Raw genomic sequence first — 17,616 nt, forward strand, 5'->3', positions numbered from 1 at the left:
TCCGCGGATTTGCAATCCGAAAGTTTGTATCCGCGGATTTGCAATCCGAAAGTGCAAAGGCTACAACTACAAGCAGGCGGATTGCAAATCCGAAGCAGCATTAAGCAATATTTAGAAGAGCTCTCACATAGCATTTACTTCTTTCTCAAGAACATTTAGAAATGAACATAACCAAAATATCCATACAGCGCTCCACCCTGGTGGTGGTGGTCTTCACGGTCCTCACTTTGCTGGGTGTTGTGAGCTATCAGGCACTTAACTACGAGCTTCTCCCGAAGTTCAACCCGCCGGTGCTGACCATCTCCACCATCTATCCGGGCGCCTCCCCTAACGAGGTAGAGAACTCGGTGACGAAGGAGATCGAAGAATCCCTGTCGGCACTCGAGAACGTGAAAACGATGCGCAGCACCTCCCTGGAAAGCTTTTCGATCATCGTGGTGGAGCTCAACCAGGGCACAAACGTTGACTTAAGCTTGCAGGACGCGCAGCGAAAAATCAACACCATTCTGGCCAGACTTCCGGACGATGCCCAGGCACCGACGCTCAACAAGTTTGACTTCGACGACCTGCCGATCATCAAGATGGGGGCCACGGCCAACATGTCGCCGACCGAGTTTTATGACCTGATCGACAAGAAGATCAAGCCGGAATTGTCCCGCATACCTGGTATGGCTGCCATCAAGATTCTGGGTGGCCAGGAAAGGGAGATCAAAGTGAACATTGATGCCAACAAACTGGAGGCCTATAACCTTTCCATACTTCAGATTCAGCAGAAAATCCGCAACTCCAACCTCGACTTCCCTACCGGAAAGATCAAGCAGGAAAGCGGACAGACACAAATTCGCCTGGCCGGAAAGTTCCAGTCACTGGACCAGCTCCGTGGCCTGATCATCCGGGAAGATGTGAACGGCATTGTGCGCCTGGCTGATGTGGCCGAAGTACAGGACACCCAGAAAGATATCGAGGTACTGACCCGCGTGAATAGCAACCCATCGGTGGGTATCACCATCCAGAAACAGTCGGACGCCAACGCCGTGGAGGTAAGCCGCCTGACGAAGGAAGCTTTGGCTGACCTGGAGAAGAGCTATGCCGATGTAGGCTTGAACTTCAATATCGCCAACGACTCCTCTGACTTTACCTTGGAGGCAGCCGATTCGGTACTCCACGACCTGATGATCGCGGTGATACTTGTGGCCGTGGTGATGTTGCTTTTCCTGCACTCGTTCCGAAACGCCGTGATCGTGATGATCTCTATACCTGCATCTTTGGTGGCGACTTTCATTTTCATGTACCTGTTTGGCTACTCCCTTAACCTGATGTCGCTGCTGGCACTCTCGCTTGTGGTGGGTATTTTGGTGGACGATGCCATTGTGGTGATCGAGAACATTCACCGCCACATGGAGATGGGCAAAAAGCCTGCTCAGGCCGCCTACGACGGTATCCGGGAGATCATGTCGACGGTAACCTCGATCACGCTCGTGATTGTGGTCGTGTTTATACCTATTGCGCTTTCTTCGGGTCTGGTATCCGACATCCTGCGCCAGTTTGCCGTGGTGGTGGCTGTCTCCACCATGATCTCGCTGTTTGTTGCCTTTACACTGATTCCGCTGTTAGCCAGCCGTTTCTCCCGCTTGGAACACCTATCTGATCAGAATATTTTCGGACGCTTTATCCTGGCATTCGAACGCTTCCTGGACCGTATCATCGAGGGCTTCACCGCTACGCTGAAATGGGCCTTTAACCATAAGTTCATCACCTTGGGTGTGACCTTTGTCTTGCTGGTTGCTTCGTTTGCCCTGGTGCCGCTCGGCTTTATCGGGTCGGCCTTCATACCTACCGGCGACCGCGGCGAGGTGAGCCTGCAGCTGGAGTTGCCCAAAAACTCCACCGTGGAGCAAACCAACTTTGCCACGCGCCAGGTAGAAGCTTACCTGGAGTCTTTCCCGGAAGTGAAGAAAGTGTTCACGACAGTAGGCACTACTTCTTCGTCGCAGCAGGGCCAGAACACGGCCTACAAAGCTGATGTGTCGGTGTCGCTGGTCGATGTGAAGCAGCGTATGTTCAGCACCGAGCAGTTCAGCCGTCAGGCCAAGGCCGACATTGAAAGCAAGCTGCCGAACGTGGAGGTAACACCGGTGCCGGTAGGCCTGGTGGGCAGCTCACAGGCCCCTATCCAGCTCATTATTTCAGGCTCAAACCTGGACAGCGTAATGGCTTTTTCGCAGCAGGTAATGCGGGTGGTGGAAGATGTGCCAGGTACTGCTGACGTGGTTATGTCGGTAGAAGGCGGTAACCCGGAGATTGAGGTCGTGGTGGACCGCGACAAGATGGCCAATGTTGGCCTGTCGTTGGAGAACGTGGGTGCCAGCATGCAGTTGGCCTTCAGCGGCAACTCCGATGTGACCTTCCGCTCCGGCACCGAAGACTACGACATCAACATCCGCCTCGACGAATTCGACCGCCGCAGCGTGACCGACATCGCCAACCTTTCTTTCGTGAACAACAAAGGGCAGCTGGTGCGACTGGGGCAGTTCGCCGACATCCGGCAGTCCACGGGCCCGTCGCAGCTGGAGCGCTATAACCGCGTGACTTCCGTGAACGTGAACTCGCAGGTCATCGGTCGTCCTTCCGGCTCCATTGGTGCCGAGATACAGGAAAAACTGGCAGCAGTTTCGGCTCCAAAGGGGGTTAGCTACGAGTTTGGGGGCGACATGAAAAACCAGAGTGAAGGCTTCGGAACGCTGGGGATCGCCTTGCTGGCCTCCATCATCTTCGTATACCTGATCATGGTGGCCCTCTACGACTCCTACGTGTATCCGCTGGTGGTGCTGTTCTCTATACCGCTGGCGATCATCGGTGCCTTGCTGGCCCTCGCGCTGGCTTCGCAGTCCCTGAGCATCTTCTCGATCCTGGGTATCATCATGATGATCGGCCTGGTAGCCAAAAACGCTATTATGGTGGTGGACTTCACGAACAAACTCAAAGACGAAGGCGTGGAAGTGAAAGAGGCCCTGACCGAAGCAGTACGGATCCGTTTCCGTCCGATCCTGATGACGACCCTGGCGATGGTGATTGGTATGTTGCCGATCGCCTTGGCGGGGGGCTCTGTGGCCGCCACCAAGAACGGCCTGGCCTGGGCCCTGATCGGTGGTCTGAGTTCTTCCATGTTTCTGACCCTTATCGTGGTGCCGATCATCTACTACGGCTTCGACCGCATCCTGGCCAAGCTGGGCATGGACAAGAAGACAGTCATCGAACTGGAAGAGAAGTCGCTGGAAGAGTTGGAGCACGAAACCAAGGTGCTCGAAGAGAAAAAGATGGCGCATGAGTTTGCGCACTAAACATTTGCTATAGTCCCCCGCTCCTCCTGCCGCTCAGTGCAGGAGGAGGAGCACTGGGAGGACGCACGATTCAATACTATCCTTTATTTTTTAAGCATATGGCAGACCATAGAACTACCCTGTACAAAGAGGTAATCCATCTTATAAGCAGGTTAAAAGCAATCGCCCCCCACAAACTTTCCGGTCCCAAAGGTCTTTGGGAAAATGGAATGGATATCGTGGATGTCGTGGACATCATACTGGCCGTTGAGAAAAGGTATAATGTGGTGATTCCCGATGAAATACCTGTTTATTCAATAGATGATTTGGTGAGCTACCTGCAGCTAAGCACGGCCCGACAGGTATAAGCATCAGTTAAGCCCTGGTTTTATTTTATTTATTTTTTTGTCTCAAGCGCCTGCAGCCCATTAACCTGCAGGCGCTTTTGTTTGCGGTACTCATGCTTTCGCACTCCATACCTTGCAGAGGAAGCCTCCACTGCACTTAAAGGAAATATTTAATTAGTGAACGCCCTTTTTTTTTAACTAAAGCAGTTAACCTTAAGTCAATAATTGCAGTTATTATAGTTAAAATATCCTTTAACCAATTAAAATTAAATTCATTGGTGTAAATTCTCCCTCTCTGGGCATAATTTAAGGCCTTTCTTCTTACAACTGATGGCTCCTGATTTCCAGCCATAATTACATAAAAACTCAGTGATATGGACGCTAGAACACACGGAAAACTATACCTGACCAGCCCCGCCTTTCAACAGGGAGAGCGCATTCCCACTCGCTATACCTGCGACGGGGAAAACATCAGTCCACCGATGGAAATCAGAAACCTGCCCAAGTATACAGAAAGCCTTGTCATCATTGTAGAAGACCCTGACGCCCCGCGTGGCATCTGGACGCACTGGCTGGTTTGGAACGTTACTCCTACCAATATGGTGGAAGAAGGCGCTGTGCCGGGCGTGCAGGGCACCAATGATTTCGGCAAGCTGCATTATGGCGGCCCTTGCCCGCCAGAGGGCACGCACCACTACTTCTTTAAGGTATATGCACTGGATGTCATGCTTGGGATAAAAGAAGGTACTGGCAAACAGGGACTCCTCCGGGTTATGGGTCCGCATGTGTTGGCCTCCGGCGAGTTGATGGGCGTGTACAACAGGTATAATGCCATGACAGCCTGATCCGTGTTATTTTACTTGCCTCTTATTTGAGTTGGGGTGCCATTGCGCCATATGCGCGGCATGGGTGTGCAGGTAGGCGCCGGGCTTGTAAAACTTATCGTAGAAATCAAGGTCCAGGTGATGGGCCTGCAGGTAGGTAATGATAAAGATAGAGGGTACCGTGCCGGGGAACTTACCGAAGGTATCCAACACATACTGCGCCTGCAAGGCCACACACTCCCGAAACGCTTCATCGTGCACCTGTGCTGCTCCCCTCACTTTCGCCGAGTCCTGCCAGGGGCCCGGAGTCTCTGGATGGAACGGTCCTCCTTGCCCAAACTTACGATCACACACGGCGTCCACTGCAGCCCGCATGTTCGGGTAGTGCGGTGGGCAATAGGCCTCCATCACGCCTTCTAATCCGGTTGGGTTAGGGTATGGCCAGCGGTCATCTTTGTCATAGCGAAAACCCAGTCCCTCCACGCCAGCTGCGTCACTCGCCCCCAGCACACTGAAGGGGTCGATGCCATCGTACATCCAGCCGCCGAGCCCCATGGCCTGCAACATTAAGGCACCCGCAAAACAGGAAGTAGAAAGCTCCACGGACACTTCCGCCAGCGATAGTTGTTCCACAAATGTGATCGGCCAGGTATTGGTAACATCCACTATACCCTGGAAACGCTCTATGCCAGGTATGGCCCGCCGATTGATGTCATCAGTCAGCACCAGGCCATTCTGCAGCATGTAGCACAGCGCAAGCAGCACATGCTGCGCCAAATCGGCCACCGGTATCACCAGCAGCGTGCCCGGCTGGTTGGTCACCCAGGTGTTGTGCGCCTCCACGTATGGCACTTCGGCAGGCAGTTTCAGCCGCCCCTCCTGCAGTTTACGGACGTGGCGCTGCATGGCCTGCACTACCGCGTCCAAATCAAGTGAGCCATCGGCTGCCCTGTCAGCGGCGGCTGGCGCATCCCGGTTATCCAGCACATACACGCCTTCATCATCCGTAAAGAAAGTCATGGAGGTATGGAAGCCGGCGGCAGAGGGAAAGGTTCGTCCGCCAGCGGCTGCGGCGTAGTTAGACAAGTGTGGGGCATAGCGCTGCGCCCTGTGGATCATGTTGTGCCAGCCGGTATTGCCGGCACAGGCCGTGACCACCAGCATTTTCTCCAGTTCGGAAAGCGGCATCGGCTCGTGTCGTGATTTGTAGGCGAAAACACCATCCGGTATCTCGGCACCCATAAAGAAACGACGTGACCTACGTCCGAGCAAGGCCTCCACCAGGCCAAATTGGAGCATATCCTGAAAACCGGGAGGTATAGGGGTTGCAGCCATACACTATCATAAGAAGCTATACCTTATTCATACTCCTGTAACGAGTAGTTGTTTGGCCTTTAGCTAATTACAACAACCGTTCAACCAGAAAACCGGGAACCAAACTATTCATACCTTCAGAAACCTGACCTTTGTATCGCCACTTGGCTAAAGGCAGCTACCCGGATGTTCCAATCTAAATTCAACAAATCCTATCCTTGTCCGTAATCTTCCGTAGAGCCTTTACAGTTAAAACCGTACTCTTATCCGTACTCATATCGCATCAGCCAAACATATCGGAAAAGTCACTGCCAAAATAGTGCTATGGTTCCTGGCCATTGTAGTGGGAATCCTGTTGATTGTCATTGTAGCCCTGCAATTCCCTAAAGTGCAGCACTTTGCCGCCCAAAAGGGTGCATCCTACCTATCCGGCATGCTGGACACGAAAGTGGAAATAGGGGGCTTTACGACAGACTGGCGCAATACCGTCGTTTTAAAGCAGGTATACCTGGAGGACCAACAGCAAGACACGCTCTGGTACAGCGACCGCTTAGGTTTGGACATCCGGATCTGGTCCTTGATAAGCGGTGAGGTAAACATCAGCAAGATCGATCTGCAACAGGCCACGCTCAACCTGCACATCCGGCCCGACAGCTCTTCCAATTTCGATTTCCTGGCCGAGGCTTTTGCCACTGACACCATCACTGCCCAACCGGCTGATACGGCGGCTATGAACATCAGCCTGGGGGTGATCAATCTGGAGAATGTGTATGTCAACTTTCGGGATGAACTCGGCGGCAACCTCATCCGGGGGCGCGTCGGCAAGCTGCTCACTACCATGGAAGAGCTCAACCTGGAGAAGGAGATTTACCGGCTCGACCGAATTGAGCTGCAAAACACCGGCATCCAGTACGTACAGACCAAGCTGCCACCCGAATCGGAATCTGAACCCATCACGTTTGACTTTGGCTTGAACGGAGTCGCGCTGGAGAATTTTAACCTGAGCTTTAAAAGCATACCGGCCAACCAGCGGATTGAGCTGCAACTCGGCAAATCGGAACTGGAGGCGGAGGATATTGATTTGCCCAATGCCCGGATAGATTTGAAGAGCTTCGACCTGCACAACTCCAAAGTTTTGTACGTGCAGGAGAAATACAAACCGACCGACTCGCTGGCCGTGAATCCGGCCGAAACAGTTCGCAAGCTCGATGAGTCGGTAGAGAAAACACAGGGCCAGGAAGTGAAGTGGGTCCTCACTCTTGGGAAGCTCAATGTGAGTGGTTTGCAAGCTGGCATGGACAATGCGGACGCCCCTCGCCTTGCCAGCGGCATGGACTATAACCACCTCAAGTTTAGTAATATTGAAATAGATGCTGAGGATATAAGGTATAGCCTGAACCGCATGGGCATGCAACTCAATCAGCTCAAACTGGAAGAACAGAGCGGTTTCCGGGTAAACAATTTCCAGGCAGCCATCACCCTCGACTCCACCCACGCCCGCCTCGCAGACCTCGACCTGAAGACCGGCCACAGCCACATCCGCAAGGACTTGGCCATGCGCTATACCTCTTGGAGCGACCTGACCGATAACCTGGACGCCGTGCGTCTGGAGCTTGACATCGACAACAGCCGCATTGGTATGCAGGACGTGCTTTATTTCGCTCCGGATCTGGCCAAAAACCCATCGTTCAAGAAGATAGCCTCGTCCACCCTGCGCCTCGATGGACGGGCACGGGGCAGAATGGACAACCTGAATATACCGCGACTGCAGGTAGCAGGATTGCAGGGCACGGCGGTGGATGTGAGCGGCACGGTGCGCAACGCCCAGGATCCTGACCGGCTATACCTGGACCTGGACATCAACCAACTGGTTACCACCCGAACCGATATTCTGGCGCTCTCCCCTCCCGGCACGCTGCCTCCCGAAATCCGCATTCCCAACAAGCTGCGCATGACGGGAAATTACAAGGGCAGCCTGACCAATTTTGATGCCCGCGCCGACATTAGCAGCTCCTTCGGCAACATCAACGCCGTGGTGGACATGGGGCAAGCGCCGGCAGGTGCCGAGCCTTTCAAGGCCACGGTCAAAACCAACGGGTTTGACTTGGGGCAACTCTTTACAGAAGACTATGGCATAGGCAAAGTAGCATTTGAAGCCACCGCCAATGGAACCGGCCTCACGCCGGAGACCATGCGAGCCAATGTAAAGGCCCGCATCCGGGAAGCCAGTTACAACAACTATACCTACAACAATGTGGTGGTGGACGCCAACATTGACCGAAACCTATACCGGGTGGCGGCACAGTCCCGCGACGAAAACCTGAACTTTGACCTGAAAGGTGACTTTAACCTGCGTGACTCCAACCGGGGCGTCTATACCTTCGATATGGACCTGAAAGGGGTTGACCTGAAAGCCCTGAACCTATATGAGGATGAGCTGGGCCTGCGCGGGCACCTGCGAGGAAAATTTACCGGCAAGGACATGAGCGATATGAGCGGCACGCTGGAAGGAGAGAAAGTGTTTGTGCGTCATCAGCAGGTCTCCTACCCTGTCGATTCTTTGCAGCTGACGCTCAACCAGCAGGTCAAAGGGACAGAGGTGATACTGAACTCGGGTGTACTGGCCGCTAACATGCGCTTTGCCAACGATCTGGCGACACTCCCCACCGCTCTTCAAAAGCACTTCTCCAACTATTTCGACCTGCACCCTGATCCGCCTTACCCGGCCAATCTTAACCTGGGGGACTTTAATGTAAAACTGCAGGTCCGCCGCCCCGACATCATCGCTTCCTTTGTGCCCGGCCTGGAGCGCATGCAGGTGCAAGGTCCTATCACGGCTTCCTATAACCAACAGACTCAGGCCTTTAATATGGACGCTAAACTGAGCCAGCTGACCTATACGGGTTACAACCTGAGCGACCTCGGGCTGCGTGTGCGCGGTGACAGGCAGCAGTTGGGCTATAAACTGGCCGTTCGCGAGATCAAGTCATCCTCTTTGCAACTCAGAAACGTGAGCCTGGATGGTGCCGCCCGCGACAACGATATGACCATGCGGCTAGCCATGCTCGAAAACGACAGCACAGAACGCTTTGTGGTCGGTGGTCTGCTCAACAGCCTGGGCAAAGGTTACCGCTTCTCGTTCAATCCTGAGCAGCTTGTCATCAACGGTCAGCCGTGGACCGTACCACAGGACAACTACCTCCAATTCGACAGCAATTTACTCTATGCCAACAACATCCGGTTGGAGCGCAACGGAAGTTACCTGTTGCTCAACAGTACCGGACCGGTGCGAGCCACAGCACCCCTGCAGGTCGAGTTCGGAAATTTCGAGATCGGGTATATCATGGAGTCGTTCCAACAGCAGGACAGCGTGCTCACAGGCGTCATCGACGGTACGGCCACCCTGACCAACCTGATGGCTGGTTCCCCGGCCTTTACCTCCGACCTCACCGTAACCAACCTGGCCTATACCGGTATCTCGGTTGGAAACATCGCCCTAAAGGCTAACAGTGCTGGAGGCAACCGATACAACCTCGACCTGAGCCTTACCGGAAATGGCAACCAGGTGCTCGTCAACGGCTTTTACGAAGCGCAACCCAATGCCAGCCTGCTCAACCTGGACGCCAACATTTCCAACCTCAACATGGCATCGCTGGGTGGCTTCACTCAAGGTATGGTGGACGACCTGGCCGGCAATGCCAATGGCAAACTTCGCATTACGGGCACACTGGAGCAACCCAACGTCCGCGGAAGCCTTGCCTTCAACCAGGCACAGTTCAACCTCACCATGCTGAACTCGGTATTTACGCTCCAGGACGAGCGGCTCGAGTTCACTGAGCGAGGCATTAGCATGCAAAACTTCACGCTGACCGACTCCTTGGGCAACAACCTCGAGTTGAACGGCGACATCCTGACGCAAAACTATATCGACTACACCTTTGCACTAAAAGCGAACACAGACCGCTTCCTGGCCATGAACTCCACAGCGCTCGACAATGACCTGTTTTATGGCACCGTATTGATAGCCGCCGATGCCGACATCACCGGAAGCATGATGGAGCCTACCATAGACGTACGGGTCAGGGTGCTGGACAATTCCACGTTCACGACCGTGATACCGGCTGATGAGGTGGCTGCAGCGGAGCGGGAGGGCGTGGTGGAGTTTGTATCGCTTTCTGATTCTCTGGATGCTGTATTGGCCGACAACGAGGTAGTAGAAACCACCACGGGTTTTGTAGGTGCCAACGTGGAAGCCCAGATCACCGTAACCGACGCCACCACGATCACCATCGTTATCGACCCCACCACCGGCGACAACCTGGTGGTGCGTGGCAATGCCTCACCCCTTTACATCGGCATCACACCAAGCGGACAAATGAACATGAGCGGTCGTTACGAAATAACAGAGGGCAGGTATAGCATGGATTTTTACGACCTGGTTTCTCGTGAACTGTCTATTGGCAAGGGAAGCTACATTGCCTGGACAGGTGACCCGATGATGGCCGACATCCAGATAGCGGCAATTTACAATGTGCAGGCGGCTCCTTTGGAACTGGTGGAATCCCAGACCGGAAACATGGAACAGGCGGCCATGAGCCGCTACCGCACCCAGCTACCTTTTGAGGTATTTGTGAACATCTCCGGCGAGATGCTCAAGCCCGCGATCGGCTTTGACATACAGTTGGAAGAGCAGCGACGCGGCGCACTGGACGGCGATGTCGAGAGCCGACTGGTTGCCCTGCGCCAGGACGAAAATGAACTCAGCAAGCAGGTTTTTGCCCTGCTGGTACTGAACCGCTTCCTGGCCCCTGACCCACTGGCCAGCACAGGCGGTGGCCTGGGGGCAACCGCCCGAAATTCATTGAGCCAGGTGATGTCGGACCAGCTGAACCAGCTCACCAACCGCTATGCCGGTGGCCTGGGCCTTGAATTGGGCGTGAGCTCTTACGAAGACTATTCTTCAGGTTCCGCCGAGGGCCGCACCGACCTGAACGTAGCCATGCGCCAGCAATTTCTTAACGACCGGCTGACCGTGCGCGTGGGCACCGACATTGGGCTGGAAGGCCAGCGGGAGTCGCAGCAGAACATGAGCGGTTTTGGTGGCGATGTTTCGGTAGAGTACTCCATCACCACCGATGGCCGACTGCGTGTTCGTGGCTTCCAGCGTAACCAATATGAGGGCTTTCTGGAAGGGGATGTGCGTGCTACCGGCCTGGCCCTGATCTTTGTGCGCGACTACGACAACTTCTCTGACCTGTTCCGTAACCTGGAGCGCCGCGAGGCCCGTAAGGCAGAGCGCCGATTGGTGCAGGCTGCCAAACTCAGCGAGAAGGAGAAACGCAAACAGGAAATTGAGGCAGCGGAAGAAGTACAGGAAATCAAACAACAAGATTAAAAGCAATACCATGACATCAGTTCTACGCTATACCTTGTATGTGCCCATCGCTTTGTTCTGCTGCCTGCTGCAGGCCTGCAGCAGCACAAAAACCGTCCCGGACGGGGATGCGTTATTTGCGGGCTACAGCGTGAAAGTAGACGACAAAAACGATAGCAGCAAAAGAGGAAAGTTGCTGCAAACGGAGCTCAGCGCCACAGTGCAGCCACAGCCCAACGCCTCGATCCTGGGCATGCGACCAAAGCTCTGGATTTACAACGCCTTCTACACAGAAAAAGAAAAAGGCCTGAAAAACTGGATCCAGAACAAGCTGGGGGAACCGCCTGTGCTGTTATCGGAAGTGGACACCAGCAGCATAAACGAGGTGATGCATGCCCGACTCCATAACCGGGGCTATTACAAAAACAACGTGCAGAGCGACACCACCATCAAAAAAAAGATGGCTACCATCCAATGGACTGCCACCGTAACAGAGCCTTACCGTATCCGCAAGATCGAGTATACCTTAAACGATTCGCTGCCCGTGCATGCCGAGCTCCGGGCCACGCAGCCCAACTCTGTCATCAAAGCCGGCGACCCTTACGACCTGGAGAAGATGATCGCGGAGCGTGCCCGAATTGACCAGGTGCTTAAAAACAGGGGCTATTATTATTTCAGTCCGGACATGCTCATCTTCAGCGCCGATTCCACCATCGGCAACCGACAAGTGGATGTGCTGCTGCGGCTCAAGCAGGACATACCAATCCACGCTCTCAAACCCTACAAGATCGATGACATCTTCATCAATGCCAACTTCACACTGAACGACAGCTTATCGGTGAGCGACACGCTACGCTTTGAGGCGTATAATTACATACCGAACGAAAATTATGTGCGTGCGCGGCATGTCGTGAAAGGCATGTTCATTATGCGGGACAGCCTCTACAGTCGTCGCAACCACCTGCTCACCGTGAACCGGCTCTCGGGCCTGAGCGCCTACAAGTTTGTGAACCTGCAGTACGAGCAGGACACGCTGCGGCCCCAGACGCTTGATGCGTTTATTTATATGACGCCGGCACTTAAGAAATCACTACGGGCAGAGGCGCAAATGGTGAGCAAGTCCAATAACCTGGCCGGTCCGGGGGTCACGGTCTCTTTCCGCAACCGCAACGCCTTCAAAGGCTCCGAAATGCTGACACTCGACCTGACGGGCCGCTTCGAAAACCAGGTGGGGGGCAGGCGCTCGACAACTGAGGGCGAAAGCGAGGAAGAGAATCCCGCTGGCCTGAACTCCTACGAACTGGGGGCGCAAGCTACATTGACTTTCCCGCGCCTGGTCTCCCCTTTTAACCTGCCCAACCTGCGCTCGGCCTTTGTGCCTAAAACCCGCATCAGCCTGGGATACAATTACCTGAACCGGGTGCAGTTTTTCCAGATGAACTCAATGAATGCTTCCTATGCCTACAACTGGCGCCCGAAGCAGACCGTCACCCACGACCTTACCCCGATCAACTTGCAGTATGTTCGGCTTGGGAGCCAGACAGAGGCTTTTGAGGAACTGTTGCGCGAAAACACGTTCCTGCGCCGAAGCTTCGAAGAGCAGTTTATCATCGGTTCCATCTACCAGTTCACCTACAGCATGCTGTCGCTGGAAAGGAAGAAACACCAGTTTTTCAGTCAGGCAACCCTTGATGTATCCGGGAACACAGTGAACGCCCTGCAGTCGCTGCTGGGTTCGGATAAAAGGGATGATGACGCGGAACCACCCGTACCGGCACGGACCATTATCGGGCAGCCCTACTCGCAGTACACCCGCATTGATAATGATTTCAGGTACTACCTTAACTTCTCGGAGAAGAGCCAGCTGGCCACACGCCTGATTGCCGGGGTTGGCTTCCCGTACGGAAACTCAACCACCTTGCCTTATGTGAAACAGTTCTCTATTGGCGGCCCCAACAGCATACGGGCCTTCCGGGCACGCAGCATAGGGCCGGGCACTTACAATGTGTCCAACCAGGCCTTTGCCTTCTTCGACCAGACCGGGGATATCAAGCTGGAAGCCAATGTTGAGTACCGTTTTCCAATATTCGGGTTTTTCAGAGGGGCGCTTTTTCTGGACGCAGGTAACATCTGGCTGCTGGAAGAAACCTATACAGACACAGGAGAACTGGAAAAGCCTAAGTTTGAGGCGGGCAATCTGCTCCAGGAACTGGCTGTGGGAACCGGTTTCGGCCTGCGTGTGGACGTGGAGTTCTTCGTGATCCGCTTCGACTTTGGCATACCTGTGCGGGTACCTTATCTGCCGGAAGGCGAACGGAACGTGCTGAGCGACTTTAAGTTCGGTTTCACCGGGGAGAATAGCATGGTCCTGAACATCGCCATTGGCTATCCATTCTAATGGCACAGGTATAGGAACAGCCCCTATACCTATACCTATACCTATACCTATACCTTAAAGAATCGAGAGCACCTGCTCGGGAGGACGGCCGATGGCGGCTTTGTTGCCATGCACGACGATGGGGCGCTCAATCAGGATCGGATGCGCCACCATAATCCTGATCCACTCCGGATCGGTGTGCGTTTGCCCGGCGAAATTTTCTTTGTATACCTTCTCCCCTTTGCGAAGCAACTGATCTGGCTTCATGTTCAGTTTCGTGAGCACATCGCGCAGTTCCTCTTCGGTGGGCGTGTCTTTGAGGTACTCCACCACCTCTACCTCCACTCCTTTTTGCTGCAGCAATTCCAGCGTCTGGCGGCTTTTGCTGCACATTTTGTTATGATAGATCTTCACCATATTTCAAGCTTTACTTTCTTTTTTAGTCCCGCACTTCGTAAGGTATACAGGCTCCTGGTGGCTGCTTCAACCCAAACGGAAGGTATGTAATTTCTGCACAAAGTTAGCACGCTGGTACCAATCATTGTAGACTAGCTCCAGGTCTCCCACCCTGCACTTGCCAAAATCGTGCTGCCGATACTTTTCCAGTATGTCGACAAACTCTGTTGGCTGCCGCAAAGGTTTCCGGAAGCGCGCCACGGTGGCGTGGGCCGTACACAAGGTATAGCGGCTGTCCATGCTGTGCTGTAAAACCGAGTCCCGAAAGCTTTTCCGAAGCCGGTCCCGCAGTTGATGCAATGTCCCATTTGCAGGAAAACCCTGCACCATGACCGCTGCAGGAGAAGCGGTTATACCCCGGAAATGCATTTCTATACCTCCTGCTTCCAGCAAGCATTCCTCAATGATCTCCACATAGTCCTGCACCGCGATCTGCCCCAAGCCAAAACCGCTGTAGCACGAAACAAGCGACAGCACAGTGACATGCATATCGGAGTCCGGGTAGTAATACTGTGCGGGTTCATTGGCCCGCAGCTCTGTCAGGAAATCCTGCATGTTACTCCTCACTGCTTCGTCCGGCCTGAACAGCAATGTGAGGCCCCTCCTGTCGTCTGCATCCGAATCCAGCTGATCGTCGAGTAGGTAATTACCTGCCAGTATTTCATTGGCAGATCGTTTAAACAAGTTGCCGTAATGCTCGTGCAAGTCCATTTAAGTTCGCTTTTAAGAGATCAGCTATACCTTGCCGTATACCTGTTTGGTGCTTGAAAATATGTAAATCAAATGCGTAATCCTATAAAAGATCATCGAACGGCATACCTTATCTTTGCATCGTTTCCGTCCAGACTGGAGCTATTTTGCCAAAATGCTTAACTTTGACGTATTGGTCTGGTAATTGTCCGCTGGCGAAGCTTAGGCCAGCCGCATGCAGGAGAATAGAATGACAAGCAATTAGAATTAACAATTTAAAATTCATGAAAAAAACAACCGTATTAGCAGCCTTTATGGCGATGTTCGTTTTTGCGTCATGCTCTGAGAGCCAGAAGACGACCGAAACGACTGAAGCGCATGACCACGAGCACCACGATGGTATGGCACATGGCGACAATATGCCCACTACCGGCACCACTGTGGTAGAAACTCCAAGGTTCGACGCTGTGGCAGAACCCATGAAACGCAATCTGTCCCAGCTACTGGAGGAGTACATCACCCTGAAAGACGCATTGGTAGAATCTGACGCGACCGCTGCTAAAGAGGCTGCCGATGTTGTGCTTACCTCAGCCAATGCCATGCCGGTTGCCACCCTCGAAGCAGAGCAGAAGACATTTGCCGAGCAGCAGGTGGACAGAATAAGAAACAGCGCCGCCAAAATTGCAGGTACCAATGACCTGGCGGAGCAGCGTAACAATCTAGAAGATTTGTCAGAGGCCGTTTTCGCCCTCACCAAAGCGTTTGGCGCAACAGACCAGAAAGTATACTACCAGCACTGCCCGATGGTGAATAACAACCAGGGCGCCTACTGGGTAAGCACCAAGCCTGAGATCCGTAACCCTTACTATGGCAGCAGCATGCTAAAGTGCGGCAGCAACGAGGAGGTGATCAACTAAACTCATCAGCTATTAAAATTCAAAGGGCTTCTACTACGGTGGGAGCCCTTTTCGTTTAAGCTCAACGGAATGGCAGGCACGTATACCTGCCATTTTAAGCAATAGGAGCTATCCGATAGCTCACCCTGGCCGTTGTGGGCACAGCGGTGTAAATGGCACAAGCCAGCACTACACCCTTCTAGTTGGGACAGAAAACAAAAACCCCCTTTGCCGACAGCGGACTGCCTGACAAAGGGGGCTTTGTACCTTTGCGCTGTATACCTTATTTCAATGCCTCCAGCACCATTCTTGACTTTACATGGAGGGTAAACCAATCGTATGTATTTTTAAGGCGCTCAAAATTGAATCCTTCCACTATGCCATTGGTGCTCTTCTCCTGAAGCGCTGACGCGAGTGCCCGGTTTTCAATCTCAAAATTGTCGTAGACCAGTCCTTCCTTGATAAAGGAGCATTCAACTTTCTTTTCTTCGTTCTTTAAAACAAGGATGTTGCTGTGGTTCAAAGCATTTTTAATTCGCTCGAAATCTTTCATAGGAATTTGATTAAGGTAATGGGCGCATTTTATGTCTAAAGTCCATACATTCCCTCAAACCCAAAAGTTCAAACTTATTTTAAAATTATACAATTATCAATCAGTATAAATTTCACTTACCCATAAGGAATAGCATTATACAGATAAAATGGCTACGTTCGCTAAAATAAATGCTCCTTTTTATAAGCCATTTATTTTAAGGTCACGGTGTTATTTGCTTTTCGCCTTCATCAAAACAAATGGTTTCCTGAGACATGTGGTCGGTATTGAGGTAGACATGCAGCCAGTTAAAAGCTTGCTCATAATCCCTGAAATAACCAATCTCTACTTGCCCCTCGCACAGCCTCAGCACTTCTTCCACCATTTTCTCAGTTACCAGTTCCAGAAATAGATCGTCGGGTAATACAAAGGCGATCTTCTGAAGCTGCGTTTTGCAGATACCGGGCCCCAACAGCTCAGTTGTCCACTTTTGGTCGAGCATATTCGGACAACTCAGGCGGGTTATATCGACTACCCAGAAAAGAATTTTATTTTCAGACAGGGATTTGTAAAAGCTTAGGATAGATTCTCTGTACTCGTGACTCCCCACAGCCCGCAACCATTTGGTGAGCAGCAGCCTGGTACTGGGGTCGTGTTGAATTGAGATGATACCCACGCGTTATGAACTTACATTAAATCAATTTTTTACCAATATTTTCATATAACGTGCGATTATCGTTTGTGTTGTTTAAAGGCCAATAAAAATAAAGTTTAGACCTTGAGTAACCACGACAGAGACCTACCTTTTAAGGGATGTCTCTCTGTGTATGCGAGAGCCCTGTTTGTTAAACGCCAATATCCTCGTTCCACAAGTCGGGCTTGCGTTGGATGAACTCCTGCATCAGCTGGTGGCAGGCAGCACTGTCTACGACCTCCACCGCTACCCCTTTGGACCGGAGCCAGGCTTCTTCCCCCATAAACGTCTTGTTTTCCCCGATGACGACCCTGGGTATACCGTAAAGCAGTATCGTGCCGGAGCACATGGAACAGGGTGAGAGGGTGGTATAGATCGTGCATTCCCTGTAGACTGAGGCCAGTTGTCGGCCAGCGTTCTCCAGGGCACTCATTTCCCCGTGCAGGATCACACTGCCCTCCTGCACCCTTCGGTTGTGGCCTCTGCCAATGATCTTGCCCTGGTGCACCAGTACCGAGCCTATCGGAATGCCTCCTTCGGCATATCCCTTTCTGGCTTCTGCCAGCGCTGCTTCCATAAATTCGTCCATGCTTCTCTGATTGTTGATTGTAACTATTGATTGTAACTTTAGCTACATACGGGAACCTATGCTTCGCAGTCGGGCAACGGGACGGGCCGTCTCGCGCTAATAGCCCCGTTGACGCTATACCTATTTGGAATTAGAAACGTGGTTTCGTACTTTTGCACCCTGTTATGAGTCACTTACTTACCCAAAGTACGCCTACTCCCCCC

General features: G+C 52.8%; 12 protein-coding genes. 6 read left to right on the forward strand and 6 right to left on the reverse strand.

Going from position 1 to position 17,616, the window contains the following annotated elements; genetic code table 11:
• Window positions 1–161: 161 nt before the first annotated feature.
• The 3 genes from H9Q13_RS04855 (at window position 162) to H9Q13_RS04865 (ending at window position 4,512) form a co-directional block, all read left to right on the forward strand.
• Window positions 162–3,341 carry an efflux RND transporter permease subunit gene (locus H9Q13_RS04855; RefSeq protein ID WP_191182586.1) on the forward strand — a complete coding sequence of 1,060 codons (3,180 nt, stop codon included), beginning with the start codon at window positions 162–164 and terminating at the stop codon, window positions 3,339–3,341.
• Window positions 3,342–3,439: 98 nt separating this feature from the next.
• Window positions 3,440–3,688, forward strand: a complete 249-nt coding sequence (locus tag H9Q13_RS04860; RefSeq protein WP_191182587.1) for an acyl carrier protein — start codon at window positions 3,440–3,442, stop codon at window positions 3,686–3,688.
• A 353-nt stretch (window positions 3,689–4,041) separates the two neighbouring features.
• Entirely contained in the window at window positions 4,042–4,512 is a 471-nt protein-coding gene (locus H9Q13_RS04865) for a YbhB/YbcL family Raf kinase inhibitor-like protein (protein ID WP_191182588.1), read from the forward strand.
• Window positions 4,513–4,518: 6 nt separating this feature from the next.
• On the opposite strand, the gene H9Q13_RS04870 is transcribed toward H9Q13_RS04865, so the two are convergent.
• Entirely contained in the window at window positions 4,519–5,826 is a 1,308-nt protein-coding gene (locus H9Q13_RS04870; protein ID WP_191182589.1) for a hypothetical protein, read from the reverse strand.
• Between the two features lie 298 nt (window positions 5,827–6,124).
• On the opposite strand from H9Q13_RS04870, the gene H9Q13_RS18170 reads away from it, so the two are divergent.
• Window positions 6,125–11,200, forward strand: coding sequence for a translocation/assembly module TamB domain-containing protein (locus H9Q13_RS18170; RefSeq protein ID WP_191182590.1), 5,076 nt, complete (start codon window positions 6,125–6,127; stop codon window positions 11,198–11,200).
• A 10-nt stretch (window positions 11,201–11,210) separates the two neighbouring features.
• The gene (gene tamL / locus H9Q13_RS04880; RefSeq protein ID WP_191182591.1) at window positions 11,211–13,577 is read left to right on the forward strand and encodes a translocation and assembly module lipoprotein TamL; all 2,367 of its coding nucleotides are present in this window, start codon (window positions 11,211–11,213) and stop codon (window positions 13,575–13,577) included.
• A 54-nt stretch (window positions 13,578–13,631) separates the two neighbouring features.
• On the opposite strand, the gene arsC is transcribed toward tamL, so the two are convergent.
• Both arsC and H9Q13_RS04890 read right to left on the reverse strand, forming a co-directional pair.
• Entirely contained in the window at window positions 13,632–13,973 is a 342-nt protein-coding gene (gene arsC, locus H9Q13_RS04885; protein ID WP_191182592.1) for an arsenate reductase (glutaredoxin), read from the reverse strand.
• A gap of 66 nt (window positions 13,974–14,039) precedes the next feature.
• The gene (locus H9Q13_RS04890) at window positions 14,040–14,723 is read right to left on the reverse strand and encodes a 2'-5' RNA ligase family protein (protein WP_191182593.1); all 684 of its coding nucleotides are present in this window, start codon (window positions 14,721–14,723) and stop codon (window positions 14,040–14,042) included.
• A gap of 263 nt (window positions 14,724–14,986) precedes the next feature.
• Between H9Q13_RS04890 and H9Q13_RS04895 the strand changes: the two genes are divergently transcribed.
• The gene (locus H9Q13_RS04895; RefSeq protein WP_191182594.1) at window positions 14,987–15,619 is read left to right on the forward strand and encodes a DUF3347 domain-containing protein; all 633 of its coding nucleotides are present in this window, start codon (window positions 14,987–14,989) and stop codon (window positions 15,617–15,619) included.
• Between the two features lie 262 nt (window positions 15,620–15,881).
• Here the strand turns inward: H9Q13_RS04895 and H9Q13_RS04900 are convergent, their stop codons facing one another.
• From H9Q13_RS04900 to H9Q13_RS04910, 3 genes are all read right to left on the reverse strand, one after another.
• Window positions 15,882–16,151 carry a hypothetical protein gene (locus tag H9Q13_RS04900; RefSeq protein WP_191182595.1) on the reverse strand — a complete coding sequence of 90 codons (270 nt, stop codon included), beginning with the start codon at window positions 16,149–16,151 and terminating at the stop codon, window positions 15,882–15,884.
• Window positions 16,152–16,353: 202 nt separating this feature from the next.
• Complete coding sequence (locus tag H9Q13_RS04905) at window positions 16,354–16,806, reverse strand: hypothetical protein (RefSeq protein ID WP_191182596.1); 453 nt, start codon at window positions 16,804–16,806, stop codon at window positions 16,354–16,356.
• A 169-nt stretch (window positions 16,807–16,975) separates the two neighbouring features.
• Window positions 16,976–17,413 carry a nucleoside deaminase gene (locus tag H9Q13_RS04910; protein ID WP_191182597.1) on the reverse strand — a complete coding sequence of 146 codons (438 nt, stop codon included), beginning with the start codon at window positions 17,411–17,413 and terminating at the stop codon, window positions 16,976–16,978.
• Between the last annotated feature and the right edge of the window lie 203 nt (window positions 17,414–17,616).

It is taken from the genome of Pontibacter aquaedesilientis, assembly GCF_014773225.1.
Lineage (GTDB): Bacteria > Bacteroidota > Bacteroidia > Cytophagales > Hymenobacteraceae > Pontibacter > Pontibacter aquaedesilientis.